General features: G+C 71.6%; 22 protein-coding genes and 1 pseudogene. 9 read left to right on the top strand and 14 right to left on the bottom strand.

Annotated elements, in window-relative coordinates; all coding sequences use genetic code 11:
• The first annotated feature begins 152 nt into the window (after positions 1 to 152).
• Positions 153 to 398: a hypothetical protein gene (locus I8N67_RS31520; protein ID WP_200307653.1), complete on the top strand. Its 246-nt coding sequence runs from the start codon at positions 153 to 155 to the stop codon at positions 396 to 398.
• Positions 398 to 694, top strand: coding sequence for a hypothetical protein (locus I8N67_RS31525; RefSeq protein WP_200307654.1), 297 nt, complete (start codon positions 398 to 400; stop codon positions 692 to 694). The genes I8N67_RS31520 and I8N67_RS31525 overlap by 1 nt, the downstream gene beginning before the upstream one ends.
• Positions 695 to 727: 33 nt before the next feature.
• On the opposite strand, the gene I8N67_RS43200 is transcribed toward I8N67_RS31525, so the two are convergent.
• Together I8N67_RS43200 and I8N67_RS31535 are read right to left on the bottom strand one after the other, a co-directional pair.
• A complete protein-coding gene (locus tag I8N67_RS43200) occupies positions 728 to 1,297 on the bottom strand; it encodes a GNAT family N-acetyltransferase (protein ID WP_200307655.1) in 570 nt (189 codons plus the stop codon).
• On the bottom strand, positions 1,294 to 2,622 hold the full coding sequence (locus I8N67_RS31535) for an NsdA family TPR-like regulatory protein (RefSeq protein WP_200307656.1): 1,329 nt from the start codon (positions 2,620 to 2,622) through the stop codon (positions 1,294 to 1,296). The genes I8N67_RS43200 and I8N67_RS31535 overlap by 4 nt, the downstream gene beginning before the upstream one ends.
• A gap of 202 nt (positions 2,623 to 2,824) precedes the next feature.
• Between I8N67_RS31535 and I8N67_RS31540 the strand changes: the two genes are divergently transcribed.
• The 5 genes from I8N67_RS31540 to I8N67_RS31560 are packed head-to-tail and all read left to right on the top strand — an operon-like array spanning position 2,825 to position 7,161.
• On the top strand, positions 2,825 to 3,316 hold the full coding sequence (locus I8N67_RS31540; RefSeq protein WP_200307657.1) for a hypothetical protein: 492 nt from the start codon (positions 2,825 to 2,827) through the stop codon (positions 3,314 to 3,316).
• Positions 3,313 to 3,951 (top strand): hypothetical protein, encoded by a 639-nt coding sequence (locus I8N67_RS31545; RefSeq protein WP_200307658.1) that lies wholly within the window; start codon positions 3,313 to 3,315, stop codon positions 3,949 to 3,951. The genes I8N67_RS31540 and I8N67_RS31545 overlap by 4 nt, the downstream gene beginning before the upstream one ends.
• Positions 3,899 to 5,113 (top strand): phosphotransferase, encoded by a 1,215-nt coding sequence (locus I8N67_RS31550; RefSeq protein WP_307835427.1) that lies wholly within the window; start codon positions 3,899 to 3,901, stop codon positions 5,111 to 5,113. The genes I8N67_RS31545 and I8N67_RS31550 overlap by 53 nt, the downstream gene beginning before the upstream one ends.
• Positions 5,110 to 6,003, top strand: a complete 894-nt coding sequence (locus I8N67_RS31555) for a lactate/malate family dehydrogenase (RefSeq protein WP_200307659.1) — start codon at positions 5,110 to 5,112, stop codon at positions 6,001 to 6,003. The genes I8N67_RS31550 and I8N67_RS31555 overlap by 4 nt, the downstream gene beginning before the upstream one ends.
• A 24-nt stretch (positions 6,004 to 6,027) precedes the next feature.
• Positions 6,028 to 7,161: a phosphoenolpyruvate carboxykinase (ATP) gene (locus tag I8N67_RS31560; RefSeq protein WP_200307660.1), complete on the top strand. Its 1,134-nt coding sequence runs from the start codon at positions 6,028 to 6,030 to the stop codon at positions 7,159 to 7,161.
• A 60-nt stretch (positions 7,162 to 7,221) separates the two neighbouring features.
• Here the strand turns inward: I8N67_RS31560 and I8N67_RS31565 are convergent, their stop codons facing one another.
• The 12 genes from I8N67_RS31565 to I8N67_RS31620 all read right to left on the bottom strand — a co-directional run bounded on the left by I8N67_RS31565 (position 7,222) and on the right by I8N67_RS31620 (position 18,228).
• Complete coding sequence (locus tag I8N67_RS31565; protein ID WP_200307661.1) at positions 7,222 to 8,079, bottom strand: GNAT family N-acetyltransferase; 858 nt, start codon at positions 8,077 to 8,079, stop codon at positions 7,222 to 7,224.
• A gap of 118 nt (positions 8,080 to 8,197) precedes the next feature.
• Positions 8,198 to 9,721 (bottom strand): MFS transporter, encoded by a 1,524-nt coding sequence (locus I8N67_RS31570; RefSeq protein WP_200307662.1) that lies wholly within the window; start codon positions 9,719 to 9,721, stop codon positions 8,198 to 8,200.
• A gap of 64 nt (positions 9,722 to 9,785) precedes the next feature.
• Complete coding sequence (gene fbaA / locus I8N67_RS31575) at positions 9,786 to 10,826, bottom strand: class II fructose-bisphosphate aldolase (RefSeq protein ID WP_307835428.1); 1,041 nt, start codon at positions 10,824 to 10,826, stop codon at positions 9,786 to 9,788.
• Between the two features lie 189 nt (positions 10,827 to 11,015).
• Positions 11,016 to 11,570 (bottom strand): orotate phosphoribosyltransferase, encoded by a 555-nt coding sequence (pyrE, locus tag I8N67_RS31580; protein ID WP_200307664.1) that lies wholly within the window; start codon positions 11,568 to 11,570, stop codon positions 11,016 to 11,018.
• 32 nt (positions 11,571 to 11,602) lie between these two features.
• Entirely contained in the window at positions 11,603 to 12,397 is a 795-nt protein-coding gene (locus I8N67_RS31585; protein ID WP_200307665.1) for an aldose epimerase family protein, read from the bottom strand.
• A 64-nt stretch (positions 12,398 to 12,461) separates the two neighbouring features.
• Entirely contained in the window at positions 12,462 to 12,941 is a 480-nt protein-coding gene (locus I8N67_RS31590) for a hypothetical protein (protein ID WP_200307666.1), read from the bottom strand.
• Positions 12,941 to 14,122 (bottom strand): SRPBCC family protein, encoded by a 1,182-nt coding sequence (locus tag I8N67_RS31595; RefSeq protein ID WP_200307667.1) that lies wholly within the window; start codon positions 14,120 to 14,122, stop codon positions 12,941 to 12,943. Before I8N67_RS31595 ends, I8N67_RS31590 begins: the two co-directional genes overlap by 1 nt.
• A gap of 97 nt (positions 14,123 to 14,219) precedes the next feature.
• Complete coding sequence (locus I8N67_RS31600) at positions 14,220 to 15,917, bottom strand: polyamine aminopropyltransferase (protein ID WP_200307668.1); 1,698 nt, start codon at positions 15,915 to 15,917, stop codon at positions 14,220 to 14,222.
• 246 nt (positions 15,918 to 16,163) lie between these two features.
• Positions 16,164 to 16,685 carry a DUF2617 family protein gene (locus tag I8N67_RS31605; RefSeq protein WP_200307669.1) on the bottom strand — a complete coding sequence of 174 codons (522 nt, stop codon included), beginning with the start codon at positions 16,683 to 16,685 and terminating at the stop codon, positions 16,164 to 16,166.
• Between the two features lie 509 nt (positions 16,686 to 17,194).
• On the bottom strand, positions 17,195 to 17,614 hold the full coding sequence (locus tag I8N67_RS31610; protein ID WP_200307670.1) for a hypothetical protein: 420 nt from the start codon (positions 17,612 to 17,614) through the stop codon (positions 17,195 to 17,197).
• A 183-nt stretch (positions 17,615 to 17,797) separates the two neighbouring features.
• Positions 17,798 to 18,091 (bottom strand): hypothetical protein, encoded by a 294-nt coding sequence (locus tag I8N67_RS31615; RefSeq protein ID WP_200307671.1) that lies wholly within the window; start codon positions 18,089 to 18,091, stop codon positions 17,798 to 17,800.
• Positions 18,079 to 18,228, bottom strand: coding sequence for a hypothetical protein (locus I8N67_RS31620; protein ID WP_200307672.1), 150 nt, complete (start codon positions 18,226 to 18,228; stop codon positions 18,079 to 18,081). Before I8N67_RS31620 ends, I8N67_RS31615 begins: the two co-directional genes overlap by 13 nt.
• 368 nt (positions 18,229 to 18,596) lie before the next feature.
• Here I8N67_RS31620 and I8N67_RS31625 point away from each other — a divergent pair.
• Together I8N67_RS31625 and I8N67_RS31630 are read left to right on the top strand one after the other, a co-directional pair.
• Positions 18,597 to 19,352 (top strand): annotated as a pseudogene (locus I8N67_RS31625) (aminotransferase class I/II-fold pyridoxal phosphate-dependent enzyme); the annotation flags it as partial.
• Between the two features lie 102 nt (positions 19,353 to 19,454).
• The gene (locus I8N67_RS31630) at positions 19,455 to 20,621 is read left to right on the top strand and encodes a pyridoxal phosphate-dependent aminotransferase (protein ID WP_200307673.1); all 1,167 of its coding nucleotides are present in this window, start codon (positions 19,455 to 19,457) and stop codon (positions 20,619 to 20,621) included.
• Positions 20,622 to 20,941: the final 320 nt, after the last annotated feature.

Below are 20,941 nucleotides of genomic sequence, written 5' to 3' on the forward strand. Positions count from 1 at the left end.
GCCGCGCTACATGCGGTACCGCATAGACGCATACCAGTGCTCCGCTATGCTACCTATTGCCTACCAGTGCACTGTAGTCTTGGGAAACGAAAGACCCCGGCGGTCTGCCAGGACCCCGGGGCGTGGCCGACGCTGACAACCGGAGCATCGACATGCGAAATCTTATCCGCCGTACCGCCCGCGCACTGGCCCTTCTCCTCACCCCGGGCACGGGCACGCACCGCGCGGGCGCCCGCCCCGTACGGCAGCCGCCCGCACCCCACCATCATCACCACGCCGCCGTACGACTACCGCTCCACCGTTCCCCGTACGGGCTCGACCTCGGCCCCTGCGACGGCGGCGCCAGCCCCCTCGTACGCCCGTACCTCATCGGCATGGAAGTAGAGGTCGCCGCCTGATGGACTCGATCTCCGCACTCCGCCTCCTGCCCTGGACGTCCTCGGAGGGCAAGCCGTGCTACCTCGTCCCCGGCGACGAGGGCGGCTGTGTGTCCCGGCTGGCCGACGAGATGGAGGCCGTACAGCTGACCATGGGCACCGACGTACTGGGCCACGCCCGCAAGGTGCTGGACGACCCGGCGTCCCCGCACACCGAGGTGCGGTACGCCGGGCTCCGGCTGGCCGAGTGTCTCGGCGACGCGCTGCGCGTCGCCGAGTCACGCGGACTGCGCCTGCCCTCGCCGGACGAGCCGTGACCGGCTACCGAGTTTCAGTTGCCAACGCCGGTGTCAGGCTGTGTCTTCGACGGGGAGGAGCAGCAAGTCGTACACCGGTCCGTCGGAGGTGTTCCGGTACGGGCCCGCGTATCGGTAGCCGAGTCGGTCGTAGAGGCCGCGGCCGGCGGTGTTGTCCGGGCGGACCAGCAATGAGGACCATTGCGGGGCGATGGCCTTGAGCAGCTCGGCGTGCAGCCGCGTGCCGATGCCCTGGGACTGCCATGAGGGGCTGACGGCGAGTTCGCACAGCCCCATGAGGCGGCCCGCGCGGACGTCCTCGGGAATGTCGGGCAGCAGGTCGGGGCCGTACCAGTATTCCGGCGTGCACGGGAAGGCGTAGCCGAAGCCCACCATCGTGCCGTGCGCGTACACGGCGGCCAGGGTGAAACCTTCGTGCCGGAGGTGGCCGACGACCTGGCGACGCAGCGCGTCGGCTGACAGGCCGTCGGTGGAGGCGCCCGGGTTGTTGACGAGTTCGGGGTGCGCGTCGGCCCAGACGTCGGCGATGGTGTCGAGCAGGGGCGGGACCTGGCCGGGCCCGTAGGTGCGGATCACGACGTCTGTGCGGGTGCTGGGGGTCACGGCCGTCCTCCTCCGGTGGCGGTGGTGGTGCGGTACTCCTCGATCCAGTCGGCGACCGCCGGGACGCGGTTGTGCCGCTGCAGCGCGCCCGCGACGTTGTGCAGTGATTGCAGCAGCCGGTCGGAGCGCACCTCGGGAAGGAACTTCAGGACGCGGCCCGCGGCTTCGGCGGCTGCCTCTGGCTCGGGACGCTCCCTCACCGAATGCTGGATGGCGATGTCGGCGGTGTACAGAGCGCGGTTTCGGGCGAACGCCTCGCCATGGAGAAGCACCGCCTGCTCGGCGCCGGTGGCGGCACGCTCGTGCTGTCCGAGGTCAGCTCGGGCGAGGCACTCAAGGCCCGCCAGCTCTCCGGGCGCGAAGAACTCCAGCCATCCCGGGTCGTTCTCGGATGAGCCCTTGGCGTAGAAGTTGTGGGCGCGGACGATCGCTCGGTCGGTTGCCGACGGGTCGCCCATGAGGGCCCATCCGCCGGCCTCGCGCATGTTGAACAGGGCCAGCATCCGCGGGGAGTCGAGCCCCCGGGCGACGGTCTGCGCGCCCTGCGCTGCGGAGATCGCCTCACGGGGTCGTCCGCTCATCTTGGCCAGTAGTGACAGGCATCCGAAGGCGTGCGCTTCCAGTGCCGCGTCGTCCGCGATCCGGGCGGCGGCCAGGGCCTCGCCATACAAGGAATGGGCGTCCCCGGCGCGGCCGGAGTCGAAGGCGAGCCACCCGGCGGCGATCGACAGGGCACCGGTGGCGGAGCGCAGTTTCCGCCCGGTCTTCTCCGTGTACGTGCCGCTCTGCAGCCACTGGTAGGCGGTGTGCAGGGCCTCGGTCGCGGCCGTGCGCAGGGGGGCCGAACCGTGGTCGTGATCGTGTGCGTAGAGCCGGGTCACTGCCTTGGAGACGGCCCGGACCTCGCTCGCGCCGATCCTTCCCGGCGCCCGCTTGTCGGAGCCGAGGGGGAGCGCCAGGACCGCGCATGCGCCATCCAGCAGGAACGCGCGCCGTTCCACCGGATCACCCTCCTCCTCCAGCCCGTACGTGGTGGTGGCCGACGGTACGGACCGTGCTGTTGCCGGGGCTGCGACACGAAAGCCGAGTTCGGCCATGCTGCGACCGCCGGTCATCCGCGTGAGGATGCGGCGGTAGACCGCCCTCGGAAGGCCGACCTCCCCGTCCTCCCATGCCGCCACCAAGCGCGCGTTGCAGCCGACTGCCTCGCCCATCTCGGTACCCGTCTTGACGATGAGCTTCGCGAACTCCTGGCGGGACATCTGGAATTCGTCCTCGCGCACGGCGCGCAGCTGGACGGTGGGGCTATGGCGGTGGTCGGCCATACCAAGCTCCGGGGCAACATCGCGGGTCGACTGGGTGGGTGCGGCGACCGTACCGCTCCTGCCTCTGTCATGCCCCGCTCTTGATGCCGGATCACCTGTGCGGGACGGACTTACATCGTTCTTGCATCGGGCCGGCGTCGCTCCCGCTCCCCTGCTGCTGCTTGCGTGGACGGTGACATGACGACGAATCAGGGAGGCGGCCATGGCGAAGTCCTCCGCCAACGGAGCGGCCAGAACGAAGAGTCCCACCCCCACGTGGCATGAGCTTGCTGCCGAGACCGACAGCAAGCGTGCGCACTGGGTCCGGGGCCGCAATCACACGGAGTTCGTGGCGTGCGGCGAGGGCTGGCAAGCCGTGTCTGTGCGGCCCATACACCTGGGCCTGGACGCGCTCGCCGCGATGCACATCGGCACCAGCCGCGGGTACCTGATCGTCGCCGACCACCTGCGCGGCGTCCTGTACGTGATGGTGCCGCCCGGCTCGGACCACCTTTTCGCCGGCATCCCGTGTGTGCGTGTGCTCGGCCGGGGCCATCAGCTGCTCATGCCGCGCTCCGTCAACGACACCAGCGCGGCGGCGGACTGGATCGGCGTCCCGTGCGACCTCGACGACCCCCTCCTCGTCGCCCCCGACCGACTGGCCGCGCGTCTGCAGGACCTCGCGCCGGCGTACGCGAAGGCGGTGGCCTCGTGATCGATACGCCCGTACGGACCGCCACGGTGCTGGACGACCCAAAGAAGATGCTCGCCCCCGCCGTTCCGCTGGACCGCTCGGCGGTGCTGAGAGTGGTCGCCGCGGTGCTCGACCCTCCTACGCCCAACTCCGAACTCCCCCCGGAGGACTGCATACAGATCGGTCAGCTCCTGGCCGGTCACGCCATCCTCGTCGCCGACGACGTGCACCGCCTCCTCGATGGGCGCCCCGGCACCAGCCGGCTGCGCCCACTCACCGAGACCGTGCTCACCGAGGCACGTGGCCGACTGTCCGTCCCGCCCAGGCCGACGCTCCCCTCGACGCAGAACCGATGCCCGGCTCGTGCGTGCCCTGTACGAGCACTACGACCGGCTGATGTCCACCCGGCTCGGCTGACCTGCCCGGATGCCGTCGGCACCCCGGGCGGGGCGCGAGACGGCACGGCCCCAACGGCGTCGTTCCCCATGGCGCCGGTACCCGGGCCGGGCCGTCCCTCGCTCCGCCCGCTCGTAGACCGGCCGCTCCGGGCCGTGGGATCTGCCCGCGGCCCGGAGCGGTCACCCATCCCAGTTGGAGGCGTACGTGAGCACCACTGCCGTGAGCACCTCGCCCAACAGCCCAACTCCCGCCGCTGACCAGGTGTTCGCCTTCGCGGACCTGGAGATCGGCGCCGCTGCAGCCGAGCAGTGGCCCCACGCCGACGTCGACCTCGGCGACCACGTCCCGAGCGTCACTGGATACGTACGCCGGATCACGGTGGACGGCCGGGCGCTGTATGCGAAGTATTCGCTGCTCGGGGTCTCGCTGGTGTCCCTGCTGCGGGGCGCCTGCGGTCCCTGGCCCCAGGTCCGCGAGGCGCAGCGGAAGTACGTGCTGCGCCCCGACGCACTGATCGAACGGGAAGCCGCGCAACTGCGTTTCCTGCTGGCCACCGGTCATCCCCGGGTCTGCCCGGTGGCCGGCGTACAGCGGGGCGTGCTGTTCACGGAGCACGTCGACGGCGCCAGCCTGGCCCAACTCCTGCTGGACCGACCCGCACGGAGCGCTGACCTGCTGGCCGGGGTCTTCGACCAGCTCCGCAGCCTCCACCACCCGCCTGCCGTACGGCGGCTCGGCCCGGCCGGGGTCATCGGCGAGCGCGGCATCGCGGGCACCTTCCAGCGGAAGTTCAACGGGCTGTCCGGGCCTGCCTACGTGCAGCGGCTCGGTGCCGGCCGGTGCCCGGCCGCCGACCGGGACGAAATCGTCGCCGTGCTGCGGCAGGTCGTCGTGCGCCTGCACCGGCTGCGTGCCCGGGTCCTTCCGTCCTCCCCCCGGCGCGTGCTGGCGTACGGCGACCTCAAGCCCGAACACGTCCTCTACCCGGACGACGGGCCCCCTGTGTTCATCGACCCCGGCCTGCTGCTCGCCGGGACGGCGGTCGACGCGGCGAAGCTGATCAGCCGCACCGTGCTGACTCTGGCCGCGTCCCGGCCTGGGTCGGAGACCGGCAAGCACCTGGTGCACGGGATCGGCGCCTTCGCCGGGACGCGGATGAACGGCCTGTCGGTCAAGTCCCGCCGCGCCTGGCTCCGGGAGCTGCTGGCGCTGTGGCTGATGGACACCGTCAACATCCTCACCACATATCTGTCGGCGCCCGCCGAACTGCCCCTGCCCGCCCTGGGCAACGCCCTGGTGGGCCGGGCGGTCGACCTGTGCCGGATGGTCGGCCGGATCAGCACCGACCTGGCCGCCGGGGGCGACATCTCGGCCGTGTGGGACGGCGCCCTCGGCCACGCCCAGGCAGTCGCCGCGTGACGCCGGTGCTGGGCTCCATCGGCGTCATCGGCGCCGGAGCGATCGGGCAGACCGTGGCCGCGACGCTGGTGGCCTCAGCCCTCCCCGGGCGGCTGCTCGTCGCCTCCCGCCTTCTCGACCAGGCCCACGCCCTCGTCGCCGACCTCGACGACATGCGGCAGGCCACGGGCTCACCCGTGCGTCCCGAAGCCCGCGAGGTGGCAGACTTGGCCGACTGCGCGGCCGTCGTCCTCGCCGCGCGGGCCTCCTTCACCAACACGCACACCAACGACGTACGTATGGGCGGCGCGATGGCCAACGCCCCCGTCGTGTCCGCGCTCGCGACCGCCCTGCGCGGCTACACCGGGACCGTGCTCGTGGTCACCAACCCGGTCGACCAGATGAGCAGGCTGTTCGCCGAGATCTCCGGCTGCCCGCGCGTGTACGGCATCGGCTCGAACCTGGACTCGGCCCGCTACCGGCTCACCCTCGCCCGCCTGCTCGGCGTCCCGCCGGCGGCCGTGCATGGGCACGTGATCGGCGAACACGGCGACCACGCCGTGGTGTGCGCCTCCTCGACCACCGTCAACGGCCGGCCCGTCTCGGTCCCCCTTGCGGAGGTACGCGCCGAACTGCGCACCCGGCCCGGCCGGATCAGCCACGGTGTGGGCCGTACCCGCTCGGGTCCCGCCGGGGCCGTGCTGTCAGCCCTGCGCAAGTCCCTCGCCCTGGACGACGGAACCGAGGAACTGAGCGCCCGCCACGGAGAGGACTGGCTCGGAATTCCGTTGCGCTTCACCTCCGGCCGGCCCGTAGCGTGCCTGCCCGACCTCGACGCGGACGAACACGCGCAACTGACCCAAGCGGCAACCAAGCTCCGTGCCGCCTACCAGGCGTTACGGCCGTCCTGACCCACCTGACCAACTGGAGATGACGTGAGTATCCCCACCGCCACCCGGCTGCACGCCGCGGACGCGAGCGTGACCGTCCTGAGCAACACGCCTTTCGTCACGGACTGGGCCCGCCGCTACTTCGGGTCCTGGTGGAACGCGTTCGAGGTCCCGGCCCAAGGTGTCTGCGCCGGCCCGCTGGTCACAGCCGACATCGACGACAACACGTACGCCCAGCTGCTCACCTTGGTCACCAGCTGCCCGCACGACGCGGTCACCTACGCCAAAGCCCGGTTGCTGCTCGCCCGGGACAGCATGGGCACCATCACCGGCGTCTCGCCCGAAGAGGGACTCGCCTACCGCTCCGAGCAGCTCGGCAGCTACGTCACCATCGCTGGACACACGTCGGAGGCTCTGGCGCTGGCTTCGGCCCGGATCGCGCGGGAGATGATCCGGGCGGCCCTGCTGCGCAGCGGGTGGACGCTGCTGCACGCCTCCGCCGTCGTCCGTGACGACCGGGCGCTGCTCGCCTTCGGGTCCAAAGGGTCGGGCAAGACCACCACGGCGCTGCTGCTGGCCGGCCGCGGCGCCCAGTTGCTCGCGAACGACCGAGTGTTCGTCAAGGTCGTCGGTGATGAGCTGCGCGTCCTGCCGTGGCCGTCGGCGGCGGCCGTCGGGCTGGGTCTGCTCGATGCCCTCGGCCTGTACGACGTCGTCCGGGAGCGGCTCCAGGCGGGTGAGCAGCTCCACCCCACCCAGCACCAGGACGTCACCGACGCACTGTTCGCCGGCCGACGCGAGCCGCTGTGGGAGTCGGGCGGCAAGCGGGAGCGGAAGGTGCAGGTGTTCCCCGACCAGTTCGCCACCTGGTTCGATATGGAGCTGACGACCGGCGGTCGCGCGGCAGCGCTGCTGTTCCCCCGGATCGACCCCTCCGCCGTCCCGGCCGTGATCGAGGGCGACCGGGCCCTCGGCGAGGACGACTTCATGAGCGGCGCCACCGAGGACCGCTACCCGGACCACTTCGGCCTCGCCCCCGGCATCAACGGCGGCGGCGACGACCTGGCCCGTGCCGCCGTCGCCGACCAGCTCGCCGCGCTCCCGCACCATCAGGTCGTGCTCGGCCACGACGTTCAGGCCAACGCGGACTTCCTCGCCGAACTCGCCGGCCACCTGTAAGCGTGGGACCAATCGGCCCCGCACCAACCGGCCTCCCCGGGCTTCAGCCCGAGGAGCATGTCAAGCAAAGTCGTACACCGCGAAGTCGGTGACCCGGACGTACCCGAGGCGCTGGTAGAGGGCGTTGCTGGTGGGGTTGGCCGCGTTCGTGTACAGCACGACCTCCTTGGCGCCCGCCGTCAGCGCGGCGCGGGTCACCTCGACCGTGACGGCGGCCGCGTAGCCGCGACCGCGCAGGTGGGCCGGGGTGTAGACGGGGTCGATGCGGGCCTGGCCGCCGACCGTCGGGTTCACGCCCGCCATGGAGACGGGGGTGCCGTCCGGGGTCTCCCAGAAGGTGTAGCTCTTCTCGGCGAAGCGGGTGCCGGCCCAGGTGGCGGCGTCGATGACGACGTCCTCCTCCACGTCCGCGGCGAACTCGCGGCACCAGTGCATGAGGTGCTCGTGGTCCCGCTCGCCCAGGAGTCGGCCCCGGCCCGCCGGGAACGGCTCCGGCGGGGTGAGCGTGCCGAGGCGGTACAGGTGGAGCCGGACGCGGGGCGTCGGGGTCGCCCCGGTGCGCTTCTGCCAGGCCTCGGCGAAAGCGGTGGCGGTGTCGTGGTCCGCGCTGACGTAGGGGAGGGAGTACCCGAGGTCGACCAGGTGGGCGGCGAGGGTGTCGGCCTGATCCGGGGTGAGGGGGGTGACGAACAGGCCGCGGGACGGGAAGCGGTGGAAGGTGGCGTGGATCTCGCCCGCCCGCTCCAGCCGACCGAGGACGGGGCCCTGGGCACCGCCCGTCCCCTGCGTCCGAAGCTTCTCGGTCACGCTCAGCGGCGTGGTGTGCAGGACGGGGCGCGAGCGCAGGAACTCTCCGGCTCGGGCGAGGAAGTCGTCGACGTCTTCAGTGAGGTGGAGGTGCCAGTCATCCGAACGCATGCTTCATGATCCCTGACCGGCTCGGCCGCGGGGAAGGCGAATGCGGAGACGAGCCATCGTCATGGCTCAGACGCGCTGCCACCACGTGTGATCACCCAGGAGTTGTCCACGCACCGCCTCACTTCTCCAGACCGCCCGAGTCCCCCGACCCGGACCCTGTTTCCGTTCCCGCCCCCGCCCCCGACCCCGCCCCCGCCCCCGCCTCCAGCGGCGGCGCGGTCACCCCGCAGTGCGTGCGGCACTCGGGGTGGCGGCAGTCCGGGGCCGGGCGGCGGATCGTCGCGCAGGCCAGGACCGCGCCGGCCACCAGTGTGGCGGCGCAGACGAGCATCGCCGTGTCGAACGCGTCGTCGAACTGGGTCGCCGAGCGGTACGCCTCCGGGCCCATCCCCGCGATCAGCGGCAGCGCGGCCACGGCGATGAGGCCGGCCGCGCGGGCCGCCGCGTTGTTGATGCCGCTCGCCAGGCCCGCGTGCTCGGTGTCGACCGAGGCCAGGACCGTCGCGGTGAGGGGCGCGACCAGGGTGACCATGCCGAGGCCGAGCACCACCAGCGCGGGCAGGACATCGGCGACGTACGACGCGTCCGGCCCCACCCGCAGCGCGAGCAGCATGCCCGCCGCGCACAGCAGTGGGCCGACGGTGAGCGGGATGCGGGGGCCGATGCGTTCGCCCAGCGCGCCCGCGCGGGAGGAGAGCAGGAGCATCAGGACCGTGATGGGGAGGAGGGCCGTGCCCGCCCCCAGCGCCGAGTAGCCCGACACCACCTGGAGTTGGAGCGCGGCGAGGAAGAAGAAGCCGCCGAAGGCCGCGTACACACACAGGGTGACCAGGTTGACCACCGTGAACTGGCGGGAGGCGAAGATCTTGGGCGGCATCATCGGATCGGGGCGCCGGTGTTCGACGGAGACGAAGGCCACGCCCGCCGCGACACCCGCGACGGCCGACAGGGTCACCAGCAGTGACCCCTCCCCCGCCTCGATCAGCGCGTACGTCACCAACGCCAACGACAACGCGCCCAAGGCCGCGCCGAGGACGTCGAAGCGGCCGGGGTGTGCCTGACCGTCGCCCGACTCGGGTACGTGGCGGGTGGCGATCGGGACGCAGACGAGCGCGAGGGGGACGTTCAGCAGGAAGACCCAGCGCCAGCCGGGGCCGTCCACCAGCCAGCCGCCCAGGAACGGGCCGACAGCGGCGCCGATGCCGCCGAAGCCGGACCACAGGCCGACGGCCCGCGCCCGGTCGTCGGGGTGGAACGAGGCCTGGATGAGCGCCAGCGAACCGGGGGTGAGCAGGGCCCCGCCGACGCCTTGCAGCGCGCGGGCCGCGATCAGTACGCCGACGTTCGGCGCGATGCCGCACAGCAGGGACGCCACGGCGAACCACACCACGCCGATCACGAACACCCGGCGCCGGCCGAAACGGTCGCCGAGGGCGCCGCCGAGCAGGATCAGACCGGCCAGGGTGAGCATGTACGCGTTGACGGTCCACTGGAGGGCCGCGAGATCCGCGTCCAGGTCCTCGCCCATCCGGGGCAGGGCGACGTTGACGACGGTGGAGTCCAGCAGGGCCATGCTGGAGCCGAGGATCGTGGTGAGCAGGACCCATCGGCCCTGGGGCGAGGCCAGCCGGATGTCGGGCATGGGTCAGGTATACAGCGAGCCCGGCGCCACCAGGGCACCGGGCTCGTCGTCCACGAGGTGGGGCTTACTTGATCTTCTGGCCCGCCGAACGCAGGTTCTGCGTCGCCTCGACGACACGCGCGGCCATGCTCGCCTCGGCGAGCTTGCCCCAGGTGCGGGGGTCGTACGTCTTCTTGTCGCCGACCTCGCCGTCGACCTTCAGGACGCCGTCGTAGTTGCGGAACATGTGGTCCGCGACCGGGCGGGTGAAGGCGTACTGGGTGTCGGTGTCGAGATTCATCTTCACGACGCCGTTGTCCAGCGCGGTGGCGATCTCCTCGGCGGTGGAGCCGGAGCCGCCGTGGAAGACGAAGTCGAACGGGGACGCCTTGCCGTACTTGGCGGCGACGCCCTCGTTGAGCTCCTTCAGCAGCTCGGGGCGCAGGACGACGTTGCCCGGCTTGTACACGCCGTGGACATTGCCGAAGGACGCGGCCAGGAGGTAGCGGCCCTTGTCGCCCAGGCCCAGCGCCTCGACCGTACGGATCGCGTCGTCGACCGTCGTGTAGAGGGAGTCGTTGATCTCGTGCGAGACGCCGTCCTCCTCGCCACCGGTCGGGGTGATCTCGACCTCAAGGATGATCTTCGCGGCGGCGGCGCGGGCGAGGAGCTCCTGGGCGATGGCGAGGTTGTCGGCGAGGGTCTCCGCCGAGCCGTCCCACATGTGGGACTGGAACAGGGGGTTCTGGCCGCGCGCGACCCGCTCCTCGGACACCGCGATCAGCGGACGGACGTACCCGTCCAGCTTGTCCTTCGGGCAGTGGTCGGTGTGCAGGGCGACGGTGACGGGGTACTTCTCGGCCACGATGTGCGCGAACTCGGCCAGGGCGACGGAACCGGTCACCATGTCCTTGCTGTACTGGCCGCCCAGGAACTCGGCGCCGCCGGTCGAGATCTGGACGATGCCGTCGCTCTCCGCCTCCGCGAAGCCGCGCAGCGCGGCGTGCAGCGTCTGGGTCGAGGTCACGTTGATGGCCGGGTAGGCGAACTTGCCTGCCTTCGCCCGGTCGAGCATCTCGTTGTAGACCTCGGGGGTTGCGATGGGCATCTGTCCGCTCCTTGTTATCTGCGGGTGGCGTGCTGCTGCTTACGGCCCTGACCTAGGGGTGGCGACGTCATCGTCGGTCCCATCTTTCCAGACGTGACCGGATGCTCCGGTCAAAGTGTCCGGAACTGTTCGGTAACCACTAGCTCTGGGGTTCGACTGTCCGTCGGGACCCAGTTCAGTCGAGACCCAGTTCAGTCGAGACCCAGTTCAGTCGAGACCCAGTTCGTCCTTCGAGAACGCGAAGCGGTACGGCACGCCCGCGCCCTGCTCGATCTTCTCTGCGGCGCCGGTCGCCCGGTCGACGATGGTCGCGACGGCGACGACCTCGCCGCCGGCCGCGCGCACGGCCTCGACGGCGGTGAGCGGGGAGCCGCCGGTGGTGGAGGTGTCCTCGACGACGACCACGCGGCGGCCCGCGATGTCCGGCCCCTCGACCTGGCGCTGCATGCCGTGCGCCTTGGCGGCCTTGCGTACGACGAAGGCGTCCAGCTTCTGTCCCCGCGCGGCGGCGGCGTGCAGCATCGAGGCGGCCACGGGGTCGGCGCCCATCGTGAGCCCGCCGACCGCGTCGAAGTCGAGGTCGGCCGTCAGGTCGAGCAGTACCTGCCCGACCAGCGGGGCGGCCTCGCCGTCGAGAGTGACGCGGCGCAGGTCGACGTAGTAGTCCGCCTCCAGACCCGACGACAGGGTCACCTTGCCGTGCACCACGGCCTTGTCCTTGATCTGCTGCAACAACGATCCGCGTACGTCCACGTCAGTCATGCCGCCCAGCTTAAGGGGGCCCTTATGTCCCCTTACAGGCGCCGCCAGCTCCAGGTGGTCGTCGCTTCGAGGGGGTCGATGGGGGTGACGAGGCGGGGGTGGCTGGTGAGGCCGTTGGGCGGGCCGGTCTGCGGCTCGACGCACACGGCCTCCGCCTGCTCGTCGTAGAGCACGACCCACTCCTCGCGGGAGGCGACCTTCAGCTCCAGCAGGCCCGGCCAGGTGAGGGTGACGTCCACGCCGCCGGGCATGCCGAAGCAGTCGTCCCAGGGGCCGGGCTTGGGGTCGAGGCGGCTGCCGGTGGGCAGGTGGTCCGCGCCGCGCTCCTCCTGCCAGGCGGGCGCGAAGTCGAGCCGTACGTCCTCGCCGCCGGCCGCGAGGTTCCGGTTGAACCAGGGGTGCCAGCCGATCTGCGCCGGGAAGGAGGAGTCGTGCGCCTCCACGGCCATGGTGAGCGTGAGGGCGTCCGGCGTCAGGGCCATCACCTGGGTGACGCGGCCGGGGTAGGGCCAGGGCTCGACGAGGTCGTACGTGAGGACGGCCTCGGCGTCACCGCGGCGCGCCACCCGCCACGCGCCGTCGCGGGTCGTGCCGTGGATGGCGTTGGGCGGGGCGTTGAGGGGCATCTGCTGTACGACGCCTCCGCTGAGGAAACGGCCGTCCCGGATGCGTCCGCACCACGGCACCATCGGGAAGCAGCCGAACCGCTCTCCCTGCCGCAGCAGTTCGACCCCACCGACCCGCAGCCCCGCCACCCGGCCCCCGTTCCCCGGCGCCAGCACCACCTCCGCGTCACCCGCGGCCAACGTGATCTCTTCGCTACTCACGCATCGACCCTACTGGGCGGACGGGCTTGGGGAGTTCAGTGGTGTTGGCCGGAGCGCGGCGCGCTCAGTCCCACGAGTTGAAGAGCACTCCGCCCAGCGTGCCGGTGCCGTGACAGCGCGCCTGACTCCACTCGAACCCGGACATCGCCGAGGCGTCCACGTGGGAGAGGGGCGTACTGAGCCGCTCGCGGCCGAGGACCAGGAAGCCGGCCGCGCCGAACGCGCCCGCCCACGGCGGCGGTACGAGGAAGTCGTCCTCGTAGTGGTCCAGGCGCTCCCCGGCGAACGCGATCCAAGGGTGGTGGAGGTGGCAGAGCACGATGCTCTCGGCCGCTTCCTCCGGGTGGATCACCGAGGCGGTGTGGAACGTCCGCGGGCCGACCGCCTCCGTCATCTCGCCCACCTGGCCCCCGGACGCGCGGGCGGCGGCGTACAGGGCTGTACGGAACGCCCGCCCGTCCGACTTGGGCGGCAACCCGTCGCCGGGCTCGAAGAAGCCCGTGGCCCCCGGCGGCAAGGGGGACGGCAGCGGGGAGAGCGGCATCAGCGGCGTTTGCGCAGGGCGCGGCCCACGAGGATGGCGGAGGCGACGGCGAGGGCCGCCGCGGGGGCCGCCCAGCGGAGGGTCGCGGTCGCGGAGGCGGTTTCGGGGGCCGGGACCGGGGCGTAACGGCCACGCGGCGGGGCGTGGTCGACCTCCTCCGCGCTACGGCCGATCATCGTCCGGCGCGCGTGCGCGGCCTCGGCCGGGGGTTCCCCTCCGGCGACGAGACCGCCCTCCCCGAAGGGGTCCGGCGGCGAGGGCGGAGCGTCGGGTTCGACGGCGGGGGGTGGGGGGGTGGCGCCGGGCGAGGGGTCGGCGGGTTCGGGGGCCTTTGGGGCGTCGGGGGCGTCGGGGGCCTCCGGACCCTCGGAGGCCCCCGGAGCTTCCGGGGTCTTGGGGGCCTCGGGAGCTTCCGGGGTCTTGGGGACCTCGGGAGCTTCCGGGGTCTTGGGGGCCTCGGGAGCTTCCGGGGCTTCCGGAGCCTCCTGGGCCTCGTGGGCCTCGGGGATCTCCGGGGCTTCCGGAGCCTCCTGGGCCTCGTGGGCCTCGGGGATCTCCGGGGCTTCCGGGGCTTCCGGGGCTTCCGGGGCTTCCGGGGCTTCCGGGGCTTCCGGGGCTTCCGGGGCTTCCGGGAGTTTGGGGGCCTCGGGAGCCTGGTGGGCCTCGGAGGCCTCGGGAGCTTCGGAGGCCTCAGGCGCCTCGGGGGCCTTGGCTTGGGCAGGGGGTTCGGTGGCCTTCGGGGTGGGTGTCGCTTCTGGCTCTTCCGCGAGGCCCAGGTTTTCCGCGAACCGTCCCAGCAGTCGGGTCGCTGTTGAGGACACTGCCTCGGGTGGGAGTTCGGTTACGCGGCCGTCGGCGGTGGCGGTGGCGTCGTAGGTGATGGTCGTGCCGTCGGTGGCGGGGGTGAGGCGGAGGGTGAGGGTGAGCTTGACGGTGCCGGTGCCTCGGGACTCGGTGGCGTCGGCCTCGACGGCGTAGGAACCGTCGGGGCGGGACGTGACGCGGAGGGTGCCTCGGTAGGTGATGGTGTGGCCGGCGACGCGTACCTTCAGGCGGCCGGCGACGGGTGGGGTGCCCGCGTCCCGCTGGAGCCCGGGGACCGCTCGGGCCACCCGTTCGGGGTCGGACAGCGCCTCCCGGAGGCGGTCTGCGGAAACCGGAACGAACACCTCATGCTCCATGGCAGTCGAGCCTACCCAGGAGGGGTCGCGCCGCACCTGTTCATACGCGTTATTGCCCGTGTTGCCCGTGTTCCGTCCCTCGCGACTCGCACGGCGGTCAGTCGATGTACCTCGGATGCACCAGCGTCGACGGTGGCAGTCCCTCCACCCGGTCACGGTCGTCGAGCGGCGCGGTCCCGGCGCCCGGGGGCGGGGGGCCGCCGTACGGGGCCGCCAGGACGAAACCCCAGTCGTGCGGGAAGCGGGAGGTGTGGGCCGTGCGGTCGGGGCCGGTGACGAAGCCGGGGTCGGGGGTGGCGATGCGGTAGGGCGTGGTGCGCAGGCCGGCCGCGCGGAGGGTGGCCTCGACGGTCCAGAAGACGTGCCGGCGGGACGAGACCGGGCCCGCGTGCACGACCAGCCGGCCGTCGTGGGCCAGGACCGAGCGGGCCAGGCCGTAGAACTCCTGCGAGTAGAGCTTGGTGCTCGCCGTGATGCCGGGGTCGGGGAGGTCCGAGATCACGACGTCGTACCTCCCTGCCGCCCCCGTCCTCCCCATCCCCTCCGTCCCCTCCGTCCCCTCCGTCCCCTCCGTCCCCTCCGTCATCTCCGCCAGACCGCGTGCGTGCCGCAGCCAGGTGAAGGAGTCCTCCGTGAAGACGCGTACGCGTGCGTCGTCGTAGGCGTGGCCGTTCAGCTCGCAGAGCGCGGGGTCCGTGCGCGCCAAGCGGACGACGCCCGGGTCGAGTTCGACGATGTCCACCTCACGTACGCCCTGGTGACGCAGGACTTCGCGGGTGGCGAGGCCGTCGCCGCCGCCGAGCACGAGGACGCGGGCGTGGCGGCCGGCGGTCATCGCCGGGTGGACGAGGGCCCGGTGGTAGCGGTGTTCGTCGCGGCCGCTGATGCGCAGCCGCCCGTCGAGGTAGAGGGAGAGCGGACGGCCGTCCCGGCCGCCGGTGAGGACGATCTCCTGGACGTCGGTCTGCAGTGCGACCCGTACGTCCCTGCCGTACACCGCACGCCTGGCCGCGCGTTCGAAGTCGTCGACGTGGACGGCCGCCGCGGCGAGGAGGCCGAGCACCACGAGGTTGGTGAGCAGCAGGAGACAGCGGGCCCGGCGGCTCAGGTCGTGGCGGAACAGGCCCAGCACGAGGGCGCCGCCGACCAGGGCGTTGACCGTGCCGGTGAGCAGGGCGCCGGTCAGCTGGCCGAGCCAGGGGAGGAGGAGGAAGGGGAAGGCGAGGCCGCCGACCAGCGCGCCCACGTAGTCGGCGGCGAACAGGTCGGCCACCGCGCCGCCCGCGTCCTGGCGGCGGATGCGCTGGATCAGCTCCATCAGGAGCGGGACCTCGGCGCCGATGAGCAGCCCGATGGCCAGGGAGAAGGCGACGAGGAGGTAGCGCGAGCCGTCGGCCCAGATGCCGCCCCAGTCGCCGGTCCAGGCGAACGCCGCGTACATCACGAGGGCGCTGGCGCCGCCGACGAGGGCGAGGGCGGCCTCGATGGCGCCGAAGCCGAGGGCCGCGCGGGGGCGCAGGCGTTTCGCGGCGAGGGAGCCGATGCCCATCGCGAAGACCATCACCGAGAGGACGACGGAGGCCTGGGTGACCGAGTCGCCGATCAAGTACGAGGCGAGGGCGACGAGTTCGAGTTCGTACACGAGTCCGCAGGCGGCGCAGACGAAGACGCCGGCGAGGACGAGGAAGCGGCCTACTCCTGGGCGGACCGGTAGCCACGCGTGGCCGCCCATCCCTCCCTGGCCGCGCCAAGGGGGTGGAGCGCCGGGGGGTGCGGGGGCGTGCGGCTCGATCACGCCTGGCACGCTACCGTCGTGGTCGCGCTCCGCTGGGTCACCCACACGGGTGGTCTGCGACGCTTGGGCGGGGGCGCCTCATAGCTCGGGGGTTCGGGTTGTTCGGCGGGTGCGGGTGGGTTGTGGGTGGGTTGTGGGTTGCTCGCGCCCACGCGGCGGGGCCGCATATGTCACAGCCCCGCGCCCCTGAAAAGCGGGGCTGCGCCCCATGCTTCTCACTTGCGATCACCCCCGGTCGCCTGCCCCTCAGAGCGGCGCGGCTACCCGTACTCCCACCCTCGTTCTCGTGGCCACCAGTTGGCCGTCCTGTGGATAGGCGTGCCATGTACGCCAGTGCACTTGGCCCTCGTGGCGTTGGGCGAGCATGGCGGTGAAGGCGTGGGGGCTGCCGGGGAAGACGCCCGCGAGGCCGTGGGGGTGGTCGGAGACGAGGGCCAGCAGCTCCTGGGCCCGGCCCGCGAAGGAGCCGGGGGACAAGACCTCGACGCGGGCGGCGAACTCGTACTCCCAGTCGTCGATGCGTTTGGCGACGCCGAGCGGGAGGGGGCTGCTGGAACCCGCGATGCACGCGACCGTCTCCGAACAGTGGCTCCCCTGCTCCTCCTCGAGCAGCACCTGGTGGGAAGCGCCGAGCAGTCTCAACTGCAGCTTCGCACCTGTCAATTCCAAGTCGAGCGTGGCGAGCGCGGGCAGCGGTTCGCGGCCCAGGGCCCAGGCGAGGTCGGCCGCGCGCGTGTCGGTGTAGGTGGTGTTCAGGGTCGTGAGCATGGGTCGGCTCCGCTAGCACGCAAAGAAGAGAAGAGGAGTGGGTCCGGCGCGCCCCGGTCGGCAACGGGAGATGTGGCCCGGTCAGCCAGGTCGGGTGAGGACGACGTCCCAGTCGGTCCGGTCGAGCCAGGTCAGGCCTGCCGGGAGGGACGTCCGGGGGCTGCGTTGGCGATTTATAGGGAATCATGAACTGTGGCGCCACCACAGCGTTTTTACCCAACTTGACGTGCTTTCCATCCCCCCGAGGGCTGCGCAGCTCAACTGTTCAACCGGGCGTACGCCCCAGCCGCCGCCGTGCCCCCCGCACGCCCGCCCTGCCGGGCGCGCGGACACCGGCGAGCGCTCCCCGGACAACCGGGCCCACCCGGCGTACTCAGGCGTAAACCCCCGTCACATCCGAGCGCCTGCCCGGAAGATCCGGCCGCACACACGCGAGCGCACACACGCGAGCGCCCGCCGGGAAGTTCATCCCGGCAGGCGCTCGTGTCGTGGAGCTCGGCTGCCCCGTGTCAGCTGCCTCCACCGCATCCGCCCCCGCCACCGCCACCGCAGGAGGACCCCCCGCCGCAGGACGAGCCACTGCTGCTGCCGCACGAGGAGCCACTGCTGCTGCCGCACGAGGAACCGCTGTGCGACGAACCGCCCCCGGACGACGAACCCCGGTCGTCGCTCGACGAGGAACCCGACGAGCCGCCGTCGGCGGCCGTCGCGGCCCCGAGCACCCACCAGCTGTTGTCGCTGCTGGAGTTGGCCGCGTTGCTGTCGCTGCTCGTGCGGCGGACGTGGCCGCCGCCGTATCCACCGCCGCCGCCCGACGGACGTCGTACCGTTCGCCGCGCGTTCGCCCTGCTCCGGCCGGTGGCCACGACGACCACCAGCACGACACACACCACCGCCAGGATGATGCCGATCACCGCGATCCCGTTCATGGCGCCACCCTCCCCTCTTTCGTTCCGAGTCCCCCGAAGCGGCCCCCCGTGGGCGCCTCGCTCACTTGCGTGTCACGGGGATGCCCCCGCGTCCGATCGCTCAAAGCAGAGTTGAGCAAGTCCAGAGGTTCGCCGGCTTCGTCAGCTTCGCCGGCTTCGCCGTACGGAGCCGGTGCCGCGCGGTCAGCAACCACCGCCACCGCCGCAGGACGAGCCGCCACCGCTGCCACCGCCGCACGACGACGAACTGCCGCATGTGTAGCCACCGCTCGACGACGACGAGGAGGACGAGGAGGAGCCGCTGCTCCCCGCCCGCCCGCTGCCCTTCGGCCGACGGTGGCTGTTCAGGCCCGGCGCGTTGCTCGCCGTATCCCGCCTGACTCCCACGACGATCGACACCACCACGGCGACGACGACGAACAGGAAGAGTCCGAGTAGGAGGATCGCCCCGACCATGACGTCAGCTACCTCCGCCACAGCCGCCACCGCCACCGCCGCAGGAGGAGGACCCGCCGCCACAGGAGGACCCGCCCCCGCACGACGTTCCGCTGCTCCCGTGCGACGACGACCCGCCGTCCGCCCACCAGCTGCGGCGGCGACGGCTCCGGCCGCACCGGCCCACCCTCGACACCAGGCCCAGCAGCACCATCGCGCCCAGGAAGAAGTAGAAGAAGACCTCCATCTCGGCACCTGCCTTTCGTCCCCCTTGCAGACCCCCCGTGGGCCGTGCGTGACGTGGGGATGCCCGGCCGTCTCACCGGCCAAAGCCGAGTTGAGCAAGTCCAGAGGTTCGGCGCGGGACGACGGCCATGACGTCCAGCGCAAGCCCCTGCGGCCGTACGAGGGGCGTTTCCGGCCGGGCCTCGACGAGCTGCGACCTTTTCGCCTGCCTGTCGGAGGCCTGCCGCGTGAACGCCTGGTCGGGCATCGGCCAGGATGGTTCCGAAGGATCGACGGATATCCAAGTGAGGACGGTGGAGACATGAGCGGCAGGCCACTGCTGAACCGCAGGCTCGACGGGCTCGGGACGACGATCTTCGCGGAGATGTCGGCACTGGCGACAGCGACGGGCTCGATCAACCTGGGCCAGGGCTTCCCGGACACGGACGGCCCGGAGTCGGTACGCGAGGCTGCCGTCCGTGCGCTGAGGGAGGGCCACGGCAATCAGTACCCGCCGGGGCCGGGCATCCCGGAGCTGCGTACCGCCATCAGCGACCACCAGCGCCGCTTCTACGACCTGAGCTTCGACCCCGAGACGGAAGTCCTGGTCACCGCGGGGGCGACGGAGGCGATCGCCGCGGCCATGCTCGCCCTCCTCGAACCAGGAGACGAGGTCATCGCCTTCGAGCCCTTCTACGACTCCTACGCCGCCTGCGTCGCGATGGCCGGCGCGAAGCGCGTACCGCTCACCCTGCGTGCCCCGTCCTTCCGCCCGGACCTGGACGAGCTGCGGGCCAAGATCACCCCGCGGACCCGCCTCCTTCTCCTCAACACCCCCCACAACCCGACCGGGATGGTTCTCACCGCGGAAGAACAGAGCGCCATCGCCGCACTCGCCATCGAACACGACCTGCTCGTCGTCACCGACGAGGTGTACGAGCACCTGGTCTTCGAGGGCACCCACCGCCCCATCGCGGCCCTGCCCGGCATGCGCGAACGCACGGTCACCATCGGCTCGGCCGGCAAGACCTTCTCCTTCACCGGATGGAAGGTCGGCTGGGTCAAGGCTTTTTCGCCTACCTATTGGAATCTGGCCGCGTGAGCGCCCGGTCAGCCATCAGCGAGGATGGTCCCGAAAGATCGACGCATATCCGGACGCCCGGGTGAGGATGGTGGAGAAATGAGCGGCAGGCCGCTGCTGAACCGCAGACTGGACGGGCTCGGAACGACGATCTTCGCGGAGATGTCGGCGCTGGCGACCGCGACGGGCTCGATCAACCTGGGCCAGGGCTTCCCGGACACCGACGGGCCCGAGGAGATCCGCGAGGCCGCCGTCCGCGCCCTGCGGGAGGGGAAGGGCAACCAGTACCCGCCCGGCCCGGGCATCCCGGAGCTGCGCGCCGCGATCTCCGACCACCAACAGCGTTTCTACGACCTCTCCTTCGACCCCGACACCGAGGTCCTGGTCACCGCCGGCGCCACAGAGGCCATCGCCGCCACCCTGCTGGCGCTGCTGGAGCCGGACGACGAGGTCATCGCCTTCGAACCCTTCTACGACTCCTACGCCGCCTGCATCGCGATGGCCGGCGCGAAGCGCGTGCCGCTCACCCTGCGCGCCCCGTCCTTCCGCCCGGATCTGGACGAGCTGCGCGCCAAGATCACCCCGCGCACCCGTCTCCTGCTCCTCAACACCCCGCACAACCCGACCGGGATGGTCCTCACCGCCGACGAACAGAGCGCCATCGCCGCACTCGCCGTCGAGCACGACCTGCTCGTCGTCACCGACGAGGTGTACGAGCACCTGGTCTTCGAGGGCACCCACCGCCCCATCGCGGCCCTGCCCGGCATGCGCGAACGCACGGTCACCATCGGCTCAGCCGGCAAGACCTTCTCCTTCACCGGATGGAAGGTTGGCTGGGTGACGGCGAACGGCGCGCTCGTATCCGCCGTCCGCACGGCAAAGCAGTACCTGACGTACGTCAGCGCGGGCCCGTTCCAGTACGCGATCGCCGAAGCTCTGCGGCTGCCCGACTCGTACTTCGACGGCTTCCGCGCCGACCTCCACCGCAAGCGCGACCTGCTCGGCGACGGCCTGCGCGCGGCCGGGTTCGAGGTCTACCTGCCGCAGGGCACGTACTTCATCACCACCGACATCACCCCCTTCGGGGAGAAGGACGCCTACGCGTTCTGCCGCGCCCTCCCCGAACGCTGCGGCGTCGTCGCCATCCCCAACTCCGTCTTCTACGACGACCCCGACGTCGGCCGCAGCCAGGTCCGGTTCACGTTCTGCAAGAAGGACGACGTTCTCCAGGAAGCCGCCGACCGCCTGCAACGCTTGGCGTCCTGAGTTCGCGCCCCTTCGCCGCGAATGGAACTGAAGCAAGACCGCCACCAGCGTGAGCGGGTCCGGGCTCCCAGGCAGGTCTGCACTTGCTCGAGTGCAGACCGGCCGATCGAACTCGGCAGGATTCAGCCCGGCGACGGTTGATCACTGACCGCTTTCTGAGTAGCGGAACGCGACCGCGCGTTGATGTTGTGCGCGACGTGCTCTTGGCTGAGAGCGGTATTCGGTCAAACCTTCACCGATCCAGGCCGGTTGCGCGCATTGTCGCGTTTGCGGTCTGGTGGTTCCGGGAGTTCACCATGAGGATGCCCGCCGTGCCAGTG

Source organism: Streptomyces adelaidensis, from assembly GCF_016598475.1.
Lineage (GTDB): Bacteria > Actinomycetota > Actinomycetes > Streptomycetales > Streptomycetaceae > Streptomyces > Streptomyces adelaidensis.